Below are 17,319 nucleotides of genomic sequence, written 5' to 3' on the forward strand. Positions count from 1 at the left end.
CCATGAATAATAAACCGTATCTTATCGCCTTAAATAAAATAGAGCAGATTGGTCCCCGTACCCTGGTAAAATTATTGCAGCGCTGGCCCGATCTGGAAGAAATGTTTCGCTTATCCGAGCGACAATTACAGCAAGCAGGCTTACCCGCTAAAATGGCTCAGGCAATCAGCAGCTTTCATTTTAAGGAACTGGAAGCCGATTTTCGCTGGCAAGAAAAGAGCAATCACCATTTGTTAACTTGGGAAGACAGCAATTACCCGACCTTATTGAAAGAAATTCATGACCCTCCGCTCATCTTGTATGCAATTGGCGAATTATCCTGCCTGCAACAACCAGCCATCGCCATCGTGGGTAGTCGAAAGCCCTCTATAACAGGTAGCGAACTTGCCCGACGCTTTGCCTATGAGCTGACAATGAATCATCTTACCGTCGTTAGTGGCCTGGCACAGGGTATTGATACCCAAGCCCATCGCGGCAGCCTGGATGCCCGGGGGAAAACAGTCGCAGTAATGGCTACCGGGATTGATCGTATTTATCCACGACAAAACGCTCAATTGGCTGCCGAAATAAGTCAAAATGGCCTGCTTATCAGTGAATTTTCGCTAAAAACTGCACCAACAGCTGGACATTTTCCACGCAGAAATCGTATAATAAGCGGTTTATCATTAGCCACATTGGTCGTTGAGGCAGCAATTCGGAGCGGTTCTTTGATCACAGCGCGTCTGGCGCTGGAGCAAAATCGTGATGTTCTTGCGGTGCCGGGATCGCTCCTCAATCCACAGGCCAGAGGTTGCCATCACCTGCTGCAGCAGGGAGCCAGATTGGTAACATCCAGTCAGGATGTATTAGATGAACTAGGCTTGGCTAATCCGCAAGCGAAACAAAATGACCTGAGGCAATCCCTTGCCACGGATAATGAAAACCTAGTAAAGTGCATTGGGTTTGAAGTAACTACTGTTGATCAGATGATGGCACGCAGTGGTTTAAATGTTGAAGAAGTAACCTGCAACCTGGTTACATTAGAATTACAGGGAATTGTCAAAGCCGTTCCCGGTGGTTACATGAGGTGTTAATTATGAAAGATAGCTTGTTTGAAATGTTAATGAATTTTTTTGAAAAAAGTTTATCCCAATTAAAGGAAAGCACCACCTCTGCTACACCTAATGAGAATGAACAAGAAGACGACAGTGACGTTTATGAAACGTCAAGCATTGAAAGCCGGACCGTGGTTATAAAGCCCGCGCAAGACACTGCGATGCGCGTTTTTACAGCCGATGAAAAGATGCGATTGACCAAAGCCAGCTACCAATTTATAACCCGCTTAATGTCCTGGGGAATCGTGGAATCAGAAACACTCGAAATAATTATCAATCAGCTGTTATTCTCCGAGTCCCGTTTTGTTACCCTGCAGGAAACAAAATGGACTATTCGAAACACACTGGCTGAAAATCTTGATGCAGCTCAATTAGCTTTTCTTGATCTTGTGCTATATCAAAAAGAAGACGAATTACCGTTACATTGATCGTTACCACAAGGAAAGGTTTATTTAGCTATGAGCAAACACTTGGTTATCGTGGAATCACCCGCGAAAGCTAAAACTATACAAAAATACTTAGGCAAAGATTATGATGTCTTGGCCTCCTATGGCCATGTGCGCGATTTACCGCCCCGCAAAGGGTCGGTCAATCCTGATAAAAAATTCGCAATGACCTATAACCCGATCGAAAAAAATGCACGACATATCGAATCGATTGCCAAAGCCTTAAAAAATTCTGACTCACTCTTACTTGCCACTGACCCGGATCGCGAAGGGGAAGCCATTTCCTGGCATGTTTATGAGTTAATGAAAGAACGTAATTTGCTCAAAAACAAAGAAGTTCACCGTATTTTTTTTAATGAAATCACTAAATCAGCCATTCAAGACGCGATAAATAATCCGCGCGAGATTTCAATGGATTTAGTGAATGCGCAACAGGCAAGACGCGCATTAGATTATCTGGTAGGTTTCAATCTGTCACCGCTGCTATGGAAAAAAATTCGTCGTGGCCTTTCTGCCGGCCGCGTGCAAAGCCCGGCGTTACGACTCATTGTAGAGCGCGAGGAAGAAATTGAGCGGTTTGTGGCGCAGGAATATTGGCGAATTATTGCCCAATGCCAGCATAGCAGCACCCCTTTTGAAGCAAGACTCACCCATTTTAACCGTGAAAAACTGCAACAATTCACGATTAATGGGGCAGACCAGGCACACAACATACAAAAAGCCTTGCTTCAACAGGCGCAGGGTAACCTGCTTGTTGAACAGGTTGAAAAGAAACAACGTAAACGCAATCCGGCAGCGCCTTTTATTACCTCCACACTCCAGCAGGAAGCTGCCCGCAAATTAGGGTTTACCGCGCGTAAAACCATGATGATTGCCCAGCAGCTCTATGAAGGGATCGATATTGGTTCCGGTACCGTGGGTTTGATTACCTACATGCGTACTGACTCCGTCAATTTGGCCAATGAAGCGATAGAGGAAATTAGAGCGTACATTTGCGAGCGTTATGGTGATGATAATTGCCCTAAAACTGCCCGCGTTTTTAAAACCAAGTCGAAAAATGCGCAAGAAGCCCATGAAGCAATTCGACCCACGTCGGTTAAACGCACGCCAGAAATGGTACAGCCCGCGCTGACTACTGAGCAATTCAAGCTTTATAGCCTTATTTGGAAACGGACCATTGCCTGTCAAATGGCCGAAGCCTTGGTCGATACAGTCGCTGTCGACTTAAGCTGTGGTGAAGGCAATCTATTTCGTGCCAATGGCTCAACCATCACCTTCCCTGGTTTTCTTACCGTCTATGAAGAGGGGCGGGATGATTCGCCGGATGATGAACAAAATGCAATGTTACTTCCTGCATTAAAGGTAGGTGAAAAAGTTAGCCTGAAAGATATTCTTGCCAACCAGCATTTTACCGAACCGCCGCCACGTTACTCAGAGGCGTCGCTTGTTAAAGCACTGGAAGAATATGATATAGGCCGACCATCAACCTACGCATCAATTATTCACACCTTGCAGCAACGTGAATATGTGGTGGTCGATAAGAAGCGTTTCTTCCCCACCGACGTTGGCAGGATAGTTAATCGCTTCCTGACAGGCCACTTTACGCGTTATGTCGACTACAAATTCACTGCGCAATTGGAAGATACTTTGGATGCTGTATCACGTGGTGAAAAAGAGTGGATTCCGGTGTTGGAAGAATTTTGGCAACCCTTTATTCAACAGATTCATGATACGGATGAGCAAGTCCAGCGCAAAGATGTGACGACAGAAATACTCGATGATAAATGTCCAAAATGTGATAAACCGCTGGCGATTCGCTTAGGAAAACGAGGCCGTTTCATCGGTTGTACCGGGTACCCTGATTGTGATTATACCCAGGATCTCAGTGCGAATGGCGAAGGCGAAAAATCAGAACCTGAAGTAGTCGAAGGGCGGAATTGCCCTGAATGTTCAGGGCCCCTGCATATTAAAACAGGTCGATACGGCCGTTTTATCGGTTGTGGCAATTATCCGCAATGTACCCATATAGAACCGTTGGAAAAACCGGCTGATACAGGGGTTGAATGTCCCAAATGCCATAGTGCCAAGATCCTCAAGCGTAAGTCGCGTAAAGGAAAAATATTTTTCTCTTGCGGCAGCTATCCTAAATGCGATTATGCGCTATGGAACGAGCCCATTGATAAGCCTTGCCCCAAATGCGCCTGGCCCTTGTTGACCGTGAAGGAAACGAAACGTTCTGGCCGGCAAATTATGTGTCCCAATGAAGGCTGCGGTTATTCCAGCAGTGATGAGGAATAGCATTTTCCCTGCCTTAAACCATACCTCTTTTATTTGCAGCAGGCTTTCTGTGCTCTAGCACGGGAGCCTGCTAAGTCGACGACTAATTTATTTGAAATACCTCTTTAAGATCTATACGCCATTACTATTTTTATATATCCTCTGTAAATTTTCGATAAGAACAAAGGAGATACGCTAACGGATATACCTTGGATTTGTATTTTATCAACTTATTGGGATTAACATTTTGATTTACAGGACGTACTCATGTTTAGCAAAAAACTACTATCGTTTACTCTCTTCAGTATTTTAATGGCCCCCTTCCAAACGGGGATAGCGGGTGAAATGGGCGCTAAGGAAGGACGATTTGATGTCTATATTCCTAATTTGCCTGCATCAAATGAGTTTTCTGCCGGTGCTATTTTCTTGCGTCCAGGCGGGAGCAATGATTACGCGGTATTAGTGGATCCGTTTAATTCAAACGTACCTACGCCTATTCTTTCACCAAGTTGGCAACCAGAAGGCATTGACCCCGATTTTAGTGCGGGTTTCTCACTTAATTTCCGCCACGTTTTTCCTGAGTCAGGCAATGATATCAATTTCTATTGGGCCCATTTGCGCACCACGGACAACGGAACTTTCCCAGTCAACAGAGCAGCACCCCCAGCACAGCAAATGGCGGGACCATTCTGGAACGTTGGCCCTGATGCCGGCACAACCAGCGCCGCAAATGGTCAATTACAATACCGCTATGATGTCTTTAATACGGATCTTGCGAAACATATCTATTTCGATCCCAATCTCAAAACCCGCATTTTTGCAGGGGTTAGCGGCCTCTGGCTAGAGCAAAAGATCATCGCCAATTTTTCTGGTATTGACCCCATATTAGGCCCTTACACCTTTGGCATAACGACCAAATCGAAATATAATGCGGCCGGTATTCGTTTAGGTATCGATGGAGAATACCAGGGATTTTATAATATCAATGCGGTAGGGTTATTAGCAGGAAATCTCTATATTGGCAGTCAGCAACCCTCTACCGGCGCAACAGGTACAGGAAGTGTATTGGCGGGCACAGGGATTCCTGTCAATCATCAATCGATATCGCATAAAAGCTTCGTGCAAGTTGTCCCTGCGCTGGATGCAAAATTAGGTCTTAAATATTCCCGGCAGTCAAACGATAAATTATTCAGCATAGAAGCTGGTTATATGGCGGCTATTTATGTGAATGCCATACAAAATTATGTCCCCTCTACCTATGTTCCGGGCTCGTTAGGAATCGTTTCAGGGGCTGTTTTCCTGCAAAGTCTATTAAAAACCACCGACAGCTTTTCCGTAGACGGACCCTATGTCACCGCTTCACTCAAAATGTAAATCAAGGTCGAAAAATACCCAAGGCCCTGACTTGTGAGGGCCTTGCTTAAATAGACTAATGACCTTCCACTGCAGCGTCGGCCTCCTGCCTCTGCCGTCTTCGTTTACTTTGCCGAAGGTAAAGGATTGTCATGCTGATCACAGAAACCCCCAAGACTAGGGCTGCAGGTATTAAACCGAAGGTATGAAGGAGTCGCAGAAAATGATCTCCCCCATAACTTTTATAGAGCAGCGTAATAATTGTCGTGGAAACAACAGAAATAAAGATAGGGCGGATTAACCGGGCGCCGTTCTTGATGGCAAAATACACGCCTATCCTGCCGCCTATTAATTGCCCCATGGCCATACACAGGGCAAGCGTATAATCAATGTTGTCGCCGAAAGCAAAACAGAGTGTCGCGATCAGGCTGCTTTTCAGATTAAAAACCTTGGTGTAGGCAGACGCCTTAACAAAGTTATAGCCAAGAAAAAAAGTCAGTGAAAACACCCAGAGTGAACCAGTCCCGGGCCCAAAAAAACCATCATAAAGTCCCAGGAAAAAACCAAAAAAGATATAAAACCAAAATTCATTTATTTTTGGCTCCCCATCCTCTGAGCCCAGTTTTGGTGAAAAGATGGTATAAATCAGGATGGCTAATAACAGGAGGGGGATGACTTTTCTTAAAATATCGCTATTCAGGACCTGACTCGCGACAGCGCCGAGTATGGTGCCCAAAATTCCCCACATTAATCCTTTATAGATTGTATTCAGTGAAAGCAGCCCTTGCCGATAATAGCCGCAAGACGCTACGAAAGTCCCTATCGCCCCCTGTAGCTTATTGGTTCCCAATGCAACCTGTGGCGGCACACCCACCCCTAGCAACATGGGCAGACTAATTAAACCGCCGCCTCCAGCAATCGCATCGACCGTGCCAGCGACGAGACCTGTTAAAAATAAAAGCGGTAAAAGAAAATGATAAGGTAAATCAAATAACATTTTATGTCTCTTCCCATAAGGAAACTGCGAAAAAATTAACTGCTCTCAGATACCGCGTTGCAATAAAAAGACTTGATTGCTTGCCCCACAAACGTCAAATCTTTTCTCGACACATCAAGATGAGTAACCAATCTTACCCTGCCCTGTTTATTAGGCTGTTTAGGGAGGATTATTCCCCTTCCCTGCAAATAGGCTTGCAATTCTTTATAATGGTGTTTGACCCTTATAAATATAATATTGGTTTGCAAGGCAGCCGTATCCACATCGATTTCCTCAAGCTCAGCCAACGTACTCGCCAAATACAAGGCGTTGTCATGATCGTCAGCCAAGCGGTTGATATGATGCGCTAACGCGTAAATCCCTGCCGCCGCTAAAATGCCAGCCTGGCGCATACCGCCGCCCAATACTTTACGCCAACGTCGTGCTTTTTTAATGAATTCGCTACTGCCTGCTAAAACGGAGCCCACGGGAGCACCCAGACTTTTGGAGAGGCAGATAGAAATCGAGTTAAAATGATGACTGATATCGTTAAGGGAGCACTGCAATTTCACTGCTGCGTTAAAAACCCGTGCCCCATCCAGGTGGCTTTGAAGACCCTGTTGCTGACAAAAAAGTTTCATTTGTTGCAAATAGGCCAGTGGTAAAACCCGCCCGTCAACCGTATTCTCAAGACAAAGTAATTTAGTACGTGCGTAATGGTGATCGATTGGTTTAATCGCTGACGCCACTTTTTCCAATGCCAAAGTACCATCCGGCTCAAAATCAAGCGGCTGCGGTTGCACACTCCCTAAAACCGCTGCCCCGCCCCCCTCTAATAAATAACAGTGGGCTGTTTGCCCAACAATGTATTCATCCCCTCGTTCACAATGCGCCATAATCGCGATCAAATTGGATTGTGTTCCAGAAGGTAAGAAGACAGCTGCTTCCATACCGGCTTTATCGCTAATCAATTCTTCCAGCATCCTGACCGTCGGATCTTCACCAAAGACATCGTCACCCACTTCAGCATTCATCATGGCAGCAAGCATTGCTTTACCTGGCCTGGTAACTGTATCACTGCGTAAATCAATTATTTTCATGGATGGCTCGCTTGTTAATGGAAAAGAGCGCGCTTGCACACAATTATTTTTTAAATTTCAGGTAAAGTCCGGCATAAAGCTGCTGCATGTTCTCCATGCTATCAGCAATGAATTCAATAACCTTTATGGTTTGCCAGGCCTCTTTTTCCCAGCCCCGCTCCAAACAATACGTCAACCAAAGCAACCAACTGTGCAAAGTCTGCTGCCATAAAATAGCATCCATCCCGGGCAAGTGACCAGCACATTCCGCATAACCCAGCAAAGTCGCTTGAAACTGCTCTGTTGCGAAGACGGAATTAGCCATGCCTGCACAGTTTACAGCAAGCCCTATCAACTCAACAAAGGGATGAATATAACCTGCGCTTTCCCAATCAATGACATGGGGTGTTTCACGATCGCGCCAAATAATATTATTAACGTGGATATCTCGATGGCTAACCACCCAGTTTTGCGAGTCATAATCACGATAGCGATTACAGTGATTAATGAGTTCTCCTAACCAAGGGAGATGAGCCCATCCTTCTGGCGGTACAATAGGAGGAAAACGTTCCGCACCGTCGCCAGGCAAAGGGAGTAAATGCAGCTGTGCCAGTCTATTGCCAAGGAGGTAAGCCTGTTTAGAATCGACTGCTTCCAGCACGCTCCCTTCACAGTAGGGAAGAATCAACGCAAAATGACCATCGACAGTCAGCAGGCAATCATTTGCCTCGGTGTGCCTGGCAGAAAAGGTCAAACCGAGTTGATTGGCTGCAATGGTTGCTATAGCCTGGGTGAATTCTAATCGTTGCCGGGTTATTGCACCAAGCCAGGTCGGCAAAGAAAATTTCTTAGCGATCCATTTGCTTCGATCCGCCAGTTCAATTAAATCAACTTGATGCTGCAACCCACCAGTTAATGGCGTGATTGATAAGATCGGCTGGGTAAAATAAAGACTGGACCAATGCTCGTTATCCATGCATCAATTGTTCGATGTAACGTCTGCAAGTTAAGGGTTTATGGAGATAGCTAATCATATGGCGTGTACCGCCAGTTCCCGTTATCACAAGACAACCATACCCGAAAATACTGCCTAAAACGGATTGGCGGATATCAATACTCTCTATTTTAGTTAAAGGAATATCAATCGTCTGCCTTACCAGCAGGCCTGTGCGCAGGATCACTTGCTTTTTCTTGATGGTCAGTGAAGAGAAATGGTAATTGACCCAGGTTATTCCTCCCCACGCCAGAGCAAAGACAAAAAGGAAAAGCGATAACTCTTTTAACGTGGGAAAGGTAAAACCAAAATAGATGGCTAAACAGGCGAGAACTGCCGGCCAGAAAAACAGAAGCCAATGAAGTCTTGCAAAATAAACCACATCGTTGTTGTCTGCCATCATTGGCCTGGTTAAATCAGTCACGTTATACTCGGTCCGTTCAACTATTATTTTCTATATCATATGGCAGATGCGACAAATTTGCTATGCTATCCCTTTGTTAATTCAGGTTTTGAACAATGCGCCCTATTAACCGCTGCCTAAATCCGCAGTTGCTTGAAATCTGCCAGCGCGCCATTCAGCTCGACGAACTAAATAGTAAACTCAGGCATTACTTAACTCCACCGCTATCCGAGCATTGCCAGGTAGGGAGTTTTAACAAAGGCTGCCTGCTGCTCACCGTTTCCAGTGCGGCCTGGGCAACGGAATTACGCTATAGCCTGCCCGTCTTGCGCGATAAACTGAGGAAAGAGGCCGGATTATATCAATTGACCTCGATCAAGATTCACATTGCTGAGTTCTGCCAGCAAACAAGTCCAGCTCCAAAAAATCAGAAAAAAACACTGTCGACCTCCGCTCGCCATTTCATTAAGGAAGCCGGAGAGCACTGCAATTATCCACCCTTACAAAATGCCCTTTACAAGCTAGCTGAAAGCAAGGAGTAATCCCGGTATATAAAGTGCAGCGGGTAACGAAGTACTTTTGTAGCCTGGGTGCAGGCGCAGCCGAAACCCGGGATCCCAAATAAACAGCGCAGCATACAAGCACAGTTTAAAATCCCCGGATTACAGCCTTCGGCTTTCATCCAGGCTACGATGCTAATCATGTTTCTATATTAGATTAGCTATTAGAAATTTTTTAAATCTGTTGTACATTCTAACAAACCACAACAATTCCAAACACAATCGAATAAAGGCTTAACTATTTCTATTATGTCAACATTATAAGATTCTATAATTCCACTAGTTAGTTGGAAAGAATCCCGGCCAAAACTATGCATGCCATTTTCCGCATGAAGCGAATAATTATTTAATTCCAGATAAGAAATGCTAAGAACAAAAGGAGCATCTTGCTTGAGATTATTATAAATTTGTAGAAACCGTCTAATATCATTAATTATCATGCGCTCGTAATTTTCTGAAGACAAACAGGATATACGTTGATCATTAACTGATAAGGGTGGAAATATACTTACTGCCTCAATGATACCTTCTCGCCATATTAAATCATATCTATTAAATATTCCGTTACTACGGCCTAAACCGAGAAGCCCTTCTAAAATAATTCTGGTTTCCCAATGCTCATATCTGAAATAAGACGGTTCGGGCTTCCATTGAGTTCTGATCTCGTTTAATTGAATCGCTGTATATTTTTCTTCATTCATAAAGGACGAAAGAGGAATTATATGAAGTACGACCGTTGCTCCATTAGAAAGCGGTATAGGCCATATTTTAGCTCGTATTATCTTTAACCGCTCTTGGATAAAATCTTTGATTTTTTCAGTAATGTGTGCGGAAGAAATAAAAGCATTTCTAATTTCATTTATATCCATGGGATATGAACCTGCAGAGTTCCTAGCATAAAATTTATAAGATTTATTGTCTCGATGAGGGCCTCTTAACCCTCTCTTCACACTAACAATCCCAATATGCTTATCAGACGCTGGTAAAGCGTGGAAAGCAATATCTAATCCAGAAAATCTTGGTTCAATGCAATCTCTAACTAAATTTTCTAATTGCAATTTGATTTGATCAACATCTTGAATCGATATTCCGCAAAGCTCTAATTTTTCTGGTGACTTTTCGTCGATTCCATAAATGATATAACCATTTGTGGTATTGGCTAAAGCACAAACAGGCTTTAATATTGTATTGGTAGGATCTTTTATATTCCATTCTCTTTTATATTCAATGTCTTTTCTTTCTCTAACATTATTTGCAACTAAAGAACTTATTTCGTGAAGAATCTCCGGATCATGAATAGAGCAATTAAACATTTCATTTCCCCATTAACAAAGAATGTTATCGTATCGTATCAATTATAAAAAACAGGTTTTTCCTTTTTAATTTAATATCCTATGAAGACTACGCTTGCTATAGGGTTGTCATTTTAATAGTTAGATGGGTAACGCATGAGACATGACTAACTTATATGTCTATAAGAATGAGCACCTTGCTTATGATGCTTCAACAAGACTATTAGCACTCTATATTCTATTTAATAATGTAATAATTTCCTCTGTGAAATTGATTGCGTCTGCCGCTTGGGATTTCTTATAAGAAACATTAAAATATAATCAGCCTCTACTCTTAAATCTTTAACTTGGCCTAACAGATATGCAATCCTCCAAATATCTCTATCGACTCTCGTGGGGGGGTTAGCATGATGACTATTAAAGACTCTTAGTAATTCATCATGACCAAAATTATCATTTTTGGGAGTTGTTCCTAATTTAGTTATGGCTGTTTCTGAACATTGATGAAATATACAGTAGTATGCTCGATTAGTAGAGGAGCGGTAATACTCTTCCTCATGAACTTTGCTGTTATAGAGATCCCGAGCAATGTCTAGTAACTTTATTGTCCTTAGAGGCATAATCTTCACCTGTTTCAAACCTAAATATGACATTACAATCTAATAAATTGTACAATTCATTATCTATACAAATATCGATAAATTTTTTATTAAGTAATAACGTCTCACTAGGTGTTATATCCACAGATAATACATAGCTATACCATCGGCTCTCATTATCGATTTTACCCCTTATTTTTCTATCGATAATACTCGAGGAGTCAACTAATAATCCAACTATTGAATCAATTTCTTTAATTATATTTTTTGTGGGTGCATCTAGTTGATCAAATAGATCAGCAGACCCTGCAATATCAAAATTTAGCCCGCATTCTTTAATACTCATAGCTTACTTACTAAGCACAATACCTGCTAAAATTATAGCATAGCCACCAGCTTAGATATTGTTTTGAAGAATAAGTAACCTTTTAATACTTTCCTTTAAAGGGAGTATCTAAGATGTTAATCTCTTTCTTCCAAAAGATGCTCCGCATCGATTATCCCGAAACGCAGGCCAACAATAATCGCGCTTGTTATATTTTTACACCCTAATTTTTGAAAGATGGATTGCCGACAGTAATTAATTCTTCGTATGGATACTTTCAAAACAGAGGCAATTTCTTTAAGGCTTTTGCCTTGCGCGGATAAATAAATACACTGCTTCTCCTGTTCACTTAAGCGAACATCGAAACAAATCGGTTGTCTTATCCAAGTACTGGAAAGTAACGCTTGAATTTCAGCAAGTTGCTTGGGAGTGGGATTACTATTGCCTAAATAGTTCAGATAGTTCTTAGCAAAGAGTTTAAAAAAGGGGCTATCGATTAAATCACTTTTTCTAGTAAAAGTTTCTCGGTTTATTTTCATTATTACTGTCCTTTATTTTTAAAGGTGAGCGATAGCACAGGAATTAATTGAAACATTAATCCCTGTGTCTCTAGCTGTTGAATTCATTAAGATTTTTTAGGAAAAACCCTACCTAAAGCACGTGAAATCCATGCTCTTAATGTTCAAACTGTAAAAATAATGGGACATTTTGGCGGCTTCTTACGGACAAGCCATTGAAAACTAAAACTGAAATAGACTAAGATGCTTTTAGCCATTTTTATCTCCTGATAGATAAACTTGGTTAGCTGGTAGCGGGGGATTGGCGTCCCTCCTATCAGCGCCTTTATTGCATTTAATACTTCAAACGCAGATTTATACTATTTTATTCTGTAGTGTCTTGCAAATGAAATTTTTAAGCCCTGGCAAACACTACAGAAAATTTTTCTAAAAACCGAAATTCACTTACTTTCAACCTCCTCTGTACTTCACAAAGTGATAATTTTTTAAGCGATCTCGTTCCTTTTTATGAACTTTTTTTTCAACTCTTCTTAAGAAATAATCACTCACCCAGTTAGTTATGAGAATCGAGAGATGGTTTACCAAGATAAGGGAATTGCCAAACCCCAGCTACTTATTATTGAAGATAATCCTGTCTGCCAACGAATTTATCTTGCAATACTTGGTCGCTATTACCAGATTGCATCAGCAGGAAATGCTGCAGAGGCTTTGCAATGCCTGTCAAAACAAGCTTACGACTGTATCATTTTGGACTTAGGTTTACCCGATAAACCCGGAATTGACGTACTATCCTTCATTCGTAATGACGAGCTAAATAAAGACACGCCTATCATCATTATTTCAGCCCACATGAGCGACGACATTCAACAAACTTGTTTACATTTGGGGGCGAATGCGATTTATACGAAACCAATTGGTTCTGGGTTGTTACGTAGTGTAATAGAAAATTTTTTAGGCTCTTAATCCCGGATTACAGCCTTCGGCTTTCATCCAGGCTACGGAATTGAAATAGGAGAGGTCACCAACACATTAATTAATTAACACAAAGTCATCAGCTATTTTTTGTGATTCAGTGCTGGAGATAGGCAGTGACGCTTAAGCTTCCGCAGGCAAAAAATCCCCTACGACTACTGGCTGGTAATTTTCCGCATCAAAATAGGTATATTCCCAGGCATCCTGGCGTACCATTAACTCGCGCAAGAGACGGTTATTCAAACCATGGCCAGACTTATAGCCTTCAAACGCGCCAATCAAACCACAACCGAGGAGATATAAATCACCAATGGCATCCAGCACTTTATGGGTTACAAATTCGCCAGAAAAACGCAAGCCGTCTTCATTCAATACGCGATAATCATCAACGACAATCGCATTATCCAAACTTCCTCCTTTGGCCAAATCAGATTCACGCAACTTCTCGTAATCGGACAGAAAACCAAAGGTTCTTGCCCGGCAAATCTCTCTGACGTAAGAAGTCCCTGACAGATCAAAGGTAACGGTTTGGGGTTTATCATTAAATACGGGGTGATCAAAATCGATTGTAAACGAAACCTTATACCCGTCATAAGGCAAAAACTGTACATACTTCCCGTGGTCCTCAATACGGATCGGTTTGAGGATGCGAATAAACCGCTTTGCAGCACTCTGCTCCCGTATCCCTGCCGATTGGATTAGGAATACAAAGGGCGCAGCACTGCCATCCATAATAGGAATTTCTGGTGCATTGACATCCACATAAGCATTGTCGATTCCCAGACCGGCAAACGCGGAAAGCAGGTGTTCTACCGTAGCAACCTTAACCCCCTGATGCTGCAAGGAGGTGCACAACATTGTATCGCCAACGTAATTATATAAAGCGGGGATTTCTACCACGGAGTCTAAATCAGTACGTCTGAAAACAATACCTGTATTAATGGGAGCCGGGCGCGCAGTCAGAAGAATTTTTTCTCCTGAATGCAAACCAACGCCCGTTGCTTGAATGACTTTCTTAATAGTTCTTTGTTGCATCATTCAGTGATCACCTTTTCGATATCCCATATTTTTCGCACAATAAATTGCCAAATCATAACAGCAATTAATTGATTAGTCTAATTTTTTATGTCGTTCATAAAAAACGGCCCTCAGGCCGTTTTTATATTACTCAACTTGCTCTTCTTGCCGACGCAAAAAGGCAGGAATATCCAGGTAATCAACATCGGGTACAGACGTTTCATTGACGGTAGGTTTCGGTGAAACGGCTGCTTGTTTACGTATAACGGCAGGCCTGTCAAACTGTTGATAATCCAGAGAGCCATCACTGCGGACTGATTCGGCAATGCGCGCTTTTACTGTTGTTTGTTGTTGCTGTGAATGGCGGGTTCGTGAATCGCCACCAAGGCCGGTAACAATAACAGTGACACGCATCTCATCCGTCATTTCAGGATCAATGACCGTACCCACCACAACCGTTGCATCATCAGAAATAAATTCTTTAACGACATCGCCGACTTCTTCAAATTCACCAATCGACATGTCCAAACCAGCAGTAATATTGACCAAAATACCACGGGCACCAGAAAAATTAACATCTTCCAGTAAAGGAGAGGCAATCGCTGCTTCAGCTGCCTGACGAGCTCGTTGCTCACCAGTAGCACTCCCTGTACCCATCATCGCCATACCCATTTCTGACATCACGGTGCGGACATCCGCGAAGTCAACGTTAATGAGGCCAGGACGTGTAATCAAATCAGAAATACCTTTTACAGCACCTAATAAGACATTATTTGCGGCTTTAAAGGCATTCAGCAAACTAATGTTTTTGCCTAAAACGCTAAGCAGCTTATTATTGGGAATCGTGATTAACGAATCGACATGCTCAGCCAGACGGCGAATTCCCTCTTCAGCAGCCAGGGCACGCTGTTTGCCTTCAAACGAAAAGGGTTTGGTCACTACAGCAACAGTGAGAATACCTAATTCTTTAGCCACTTCAGCAAAGACAGGTGCAGCTCCTGTACCAGTACCACCACCCATACCAGCAGTGATAAAAACCATATCAGCACCAGCCAGAACTTCTTTAATTCTTTCTCTGTCTTCCTCGGCTGCTTCACGACCGATTCTTGGATTCGCACCAGCGCCTAATCCTTTCGTTAACTCATCACCCAACTGGATATGGATTTTTGCATTTGAATTTTTGAGTGCTTGAGCGTCAGTGTTGGCACATATAAACTCAACACCATCGATGTTTTCGGTCACCATGTGCTCGACCGCGTTACCACCACCGCCGCCGACACCAACGACTTTAATTACGGCACTGTCTTGCTGACTTTCCGTTAATTCAAACATGTTAGACCTCTCCCCTCTAAATTCTGCCGATTAATTGAGGTTTTGCCCCTGATCCTTGCTCATGTAGCAGGACTAGAGGCAGAAACTACTTAAAAATTACCATGAAACCATGCCTTCATGCGTGCCCACATTCCTTTGTCATTATCACTTAAGACAGGTACATTATAACCACCTTCATATTGTTGTTGGAACCCATGTAACAATAAACCTACCCCCGTCGCCAGGGATGGGTTTGCTGTCGCCTCGACTAAACCTGAAACCTGATGTGCACAACCGTGGCGCACTGGCATTTCAAAGCACATCTCGGCCAATTCAATCGCTCCCTGTACACTAGAGCCTCCTCCAGTCATCACCATGCCTGCTGCAATGCGTTGCTCAAAACCGCTGCGCCGGAGCTCGTTACGGACCAGCGTAAATAATTCTTCATAACGTGCTGAAACCACATCGGCAAGGACCTTGGCAGAAATTTTGCGCCCAGGCCTTTCACTGACCCCTAATACTTCAATCATTTCATTGGCATTGGCCAACTCAGGCATTGCGCAAGCATGCTTTAACTTAATCGCTTCCGCACTCTTGGTCGGTGTACGTAAAGCCATTGCGATATCATTGGTGACTTGATCACCGGCAATAGGAATGACTGCTGTGAACTGAATAGCACCATCATAAAACACAGCAATATCGGTCGTGCCGCCGCCAATATCAATCAGACAAACCCCAAGCTCTTTTTCATCTTCAGTTAAAACGGCGTGACTGGCTGCCAGTTGCTCAAGAATAATATCACTTACTTCCAAACCACAGCGCCGCACACATTTGGCAATATTCTGGGCAGCACTGACAGCGCCAGTAACAATGTGGACACGCGCCTCTAAACGTACCCCGGCCATACCTACCGGCTCCCGGATACTACCTTGGTGATCGATAATAAATTCCTGGGGTAACACATGAAGAATTTTTTGATCGGCTGGAATCGCAACCGCCTTGGCAGCATCAATGACACCTGCCACATCAGCATGCGAAACTTCTTTATTGCGAATTGCAACAATACCGTGGGAATTCAAGCTCCGAATGTGGCTACCTGCAATACCCGCATAGGCCGTTCGCACCTCACACCCAGCCATTAACTCTGCTTCCTGGACTGCGCGCTGGATTGAATTCACCGTTGCTTCGATATCAACAACCACACCCCGTTTTAAGCCACGGGAAGGGTGGCGTCCTATACCAATGATTTCTATCGCCCCATCTGCTGTCACTTCGCCAATGAGTGCCACCACTTTAGAAGTCCCAATGTCCAAACCGGTGATGATATTTTTTTCTAATTTTTTAGCCATTATCTTCCCGTTTCTTTTTTCCATTGCACCGCCATACCTCGCGGATAACGTAAATCAACACTTGCTAATTGCCCTGATTTCTCTGCAAAAACTGCGGGATAGGCTTTACAGAATCGGATAATTCGCATTTCCAAATCCTGTTTTCCCAAACGCAACTGCACTCCATTGGCTAGAGTAAGTTCCCAAGCTTGATTATCACGCCATTCTAATGAAGCCGCATGCAAACCATAGATTGATAATATCTTACTCATTTTTTCGTAAACTTGTAAGACTTCCTTTTGTTGATTCGCTGGACCACTGAGATGCGGCAGCGAAGAATCAGTTAATGTGGCACCACCTTTGTTAAATAACTCACCATCTTCTGTGAGTAAGGCATTATTCCAGGTTGCTACGGGTATTTTTTCAACGAGCGTGATTTTGAGGGTATCAGGCCATAGCCTTTCTACTCGCACTTGATTTGCCCAATCCAGGGCAGCCAAGTCCGCATATAACCGTCTTACCGGTAAAGAAAAAAAACTGTTATTAAGGTAATTCGCCAAAACACCTTCAAGTTGCTTACGCGTAATGTGCTGATAACTTGCTACTATTTTGACTGTATTAATAGGAAATCGTTGTGCATCTGCTACAAATAAATAAAATAAGTGTGCAGCCAAAAAAATGGCGCACACAATCAGCATGGTTAAAAAACTCGCATAGCGTAATCGCCCTGTATTACCGCTCATCCACTTTAGTACCCTATTCTTATTACCCTATT

At 43.1% G+C, this 17,319-nt stretch carries 17 protein-coding genes; 6 read left to right on the forward strand and 11 right to left on the reverse strand.

Going from position 1 to position 17,319, the window contains the following annotated elements; genetic code table 11:
- Nucleotides 1-2 precede the first annotated feature (2 nt).
- The 4 genes from dprA to DYC89_RS13270 all read left to right on the forward strand — a co-directional run bounded on the left by dprA (nt 3) and on the right by DYC89_RS13270 (nt 5,191).
- The gene (dprA, locus tag DYC89_RS13255; protein ID WP_115222214.1) at nt 3-1,073 is read left to right on the forward strand and encodes a DNA-processing protein DprA; all 1,071 of its coding nucleotides are present in this window, start codon (nt 3-5) and stop codon (nt 1,071-1,073) included.
- Between the two features lie 2 nt (nt 1,074-1,075).
- Nucleotides 1,076-1,522: a DUF494 family protein gene (locus DYC89_RS13260; protein ID WP_115222215.1), complete on the forward strand. Its 447-nt coding sequence runs from the start codon at nt 1,076-1,078 to the stop codon at nt 1,520-1,522.
- 30 nt (nt 1,523-1,552) lie between these two features.
- On the forward strand, nt 1,553-3,838 hold the full coding sequence (gene topA / locus DYC89_RS13265) for a type I DNA topoisomerase (protein ID WP_115222216.1): 2,286 nt from the start codon (nt 1,553-1,555) through the stop codon (nt 3,836-3,838).
- Between the two features lie 246 nt (nt 3,839-4,084).
- Entirely contained in the window at nt 4,085-5,191 is a 1,107-nt protein-coding gene (locus DYC89_RS13270; RefSeq protein WP_115222217.1) for an Lpg1974 family pore-forming outer membrane protein, read from the forward strand.
- Nucleotides 5,192-5,246: 55 nt separating this feature from the next.
- On the opposite strand, the gene DYC89_RS13275 is transcribed toward DYC89_RS13270, so the two are convergent.
- The 4 genes from DYC89_RS13275 to DYC89_RS13290 are packed head-to-tail and all read right to left on the reverse strand — an operon-like array spanning nt 5,247 to nt 8,619.
- The gene (locus DYC89_RS13275) at nt 5,247-6,167 is read right to left on the reverse strand and encodes a TSUP family transporter (protein ID WP_115222218.1); all 921 of its coding nucleotides are present in this window, start codon (nt 6,165-6,167) and stop codon (nt 5,247-5,249) included.
- 35 nt (nt 6,168-6,202) lie between these two features.
- Nucleotides 6,203-7,246 (reverse strand): low-specificity L-threonine aldolase, encoded by a 1,044-nt coding sequence (ltaE, locus tag DYC89_RS13280; protein ID WP_115222219.1) that lies wholly within the window; start codon nt 7,244-7,246, stop codon nt 6,203-6,205.
- Between the two features lie 43 nt (nt 7,247-7,289).
- A complete protein-coding gene (locus DYC89_RS13285) occupies nt 7,290-8,201 on the reverse strand; it encodes a phosphotransferase enzyme family protein (RefSeq protein WP_115222220.1) in 912 nt (303 codons plus the stop codon).
- Nucleotides 8,194-8,619, reverse strand: a complete 426-nt coding sequence (locus DYC89_RS13290) for a PH domain-containing protein (RefSeq protein WP_115222221.1) — start codon at nt 8,617-8,619, stop codon at nt 8,194-8,196. Before DYC89_RS13290 ends, DYC89_RS13285 begins: the two co-directional genes overlap by 8 nt.
- Nucleotides 8,620-8,738: 119 nt before the next feature.
- Here DYC89_RS13290 and DYC89_RS13295 point away from each other — a divergent pair, with 119 nt between their 5' ends.
- Complete coding sequence (locus DYC89_RS13295) at nt 8,739-9,164, forward strand: DUF721 domain-containing protein (protein WP_115222222.1); 426 nt, start codon at nt 8,739-8,741, stop codon at nt 9,162-9,164.
- 182 nt (nt 9,165-9,346) lie between these two features.
- Here DYC89_RS13295 and DYC89_RS13300 read toward each other — a convergent pair whose 3' ends face one another.
- The 3 genes from DYC89_RS13300 to DYC89_RS13310 all read right to left on the reverse strand — a co-directional run bounded on the left by DYC89_RS13300 (nt 9,347) and on the right by DYC89_RS13310 (nt 11,937).
- Nucleotides 9,347-10,495 carry an AlbA family DNA-binding domain-containing protein gene (locus tag DYC89_RS13300; protein ID WP_115222223.1) on the reverse strand — a complete coding sequence of 383 codons (1,149 nt, stop codon included), beginning with the start codon at nt 10,493-10,495 and terminating at the stop codon, nt 9,347-9,349.
- Nucleotides 10,496-11,044: 549 nt separating this feature from the next.
- Nucleotides 11,045-11,419: a hypothetical protein gene (locus DYC89_RS13305; protein ID WP_115222224.1), complete on the reverse strand. Its 375-nt coding sequence runs from the start codon at nt 11,417-11,419 to the stop codon at nt 11,045-11,047.
- Between the two features lie 116 nt (nt 11,420-11,535).
- The gene (locus DYC89_RS13310; protein WP_115222225.1) at nt 11,536-11,937 is read right to left on the reverse strand and encodes a helix-turn-helix transcriptional regulator; all 402 of its coding nucleotides are present in this window, start codon (nt 11,935-11,937) and stop codon (nt 11,536-11,538) included.
- A 552-nt stretch (nt 11,938-12,489) separates the two neighbouring features.
- Between DYC89_RS13310 and DYC89_RS13315 the strand changes: the two genes are divergently transcribed.
- Nucleotides 12,490-12,879, forward strand: coding sequence for a response regulator (locus DYC89_RS13315; RefSeq protein WP_115222226.1), 390 nt, complete (start codon nt 12,490-12,492; stop codon nt 12,877-12,879).
- Between the two features lie 132 nt (nt 12,880-13,011).
- Here the strand turns inward: DYC89_RS13315 and lpxC are convergent, their stop codons facing one another.
- From lpxC to DYC89_RS13335, 4 genes are all read right to left on the reverse strand, one after another.
- Nucleotides 13,012-13,926: a UDP-3-O-acyl-N-acetylglucosamine deacetylase gene (gene lpxC / locus DYC89_RS13320; RefSeq protein WP_115222227.1), complete on the reverse strand. Its 915-nt coding sequence runs from the start codon at nt 13,924-13,926 to the stop codon at nt 13,012-13,014.
- A gap of 126 nt (nt 13,927-14,052) precedes the next feature.
- A complete protein-coding gene (ftsZ, locus tag DYC89_RS13325) occupies nt 14,053-15,237 on the reverse strand; it encodes a cell division protein FtsZ (RefSeq protein WP_115222228.1) in 1,185 nt (394 codons plus the stop codon).
- An 89-nt stretch (nt 15,238-15,326) separates the two neighbouring features.
- Entirely contained in the window at nt 15,327-16,565 is a 1,239-nt protein-coding gene (ftsA, locus tag DYC89_RS13330) for a cell division protein FtsA (RefSeq protein WP_181879406.1), read from the reverse strand.
- Nucleotides 16,565-17,287 (reverse strand): cell division protein FtsQ/DivIB, encoded by a 723-nt coding sequence (locus tag DYC89_RS13335; RefSeq protein WP_115222230.1) that lies wholly within the window; start codon nt 17,285-17,287, stop codon nt 16,565-16,567. The genes ftsA and DYC89_RS13335 overlap by 1 nt, the downstream gene beginning before the upstream one ends.
- Between the last annotated feature and the right edge of the window lie 32 nt (nt 17,288-17,319).

Source organism: Legionella donaldsonii (assembly GCF_900452385.1).
Lineage (GTDB): Bacteria > Pseudomonadota > Gammaproteobacteria > Legionellales > Legionellaceae > Tatlockia > Tatlockia donaldsonii.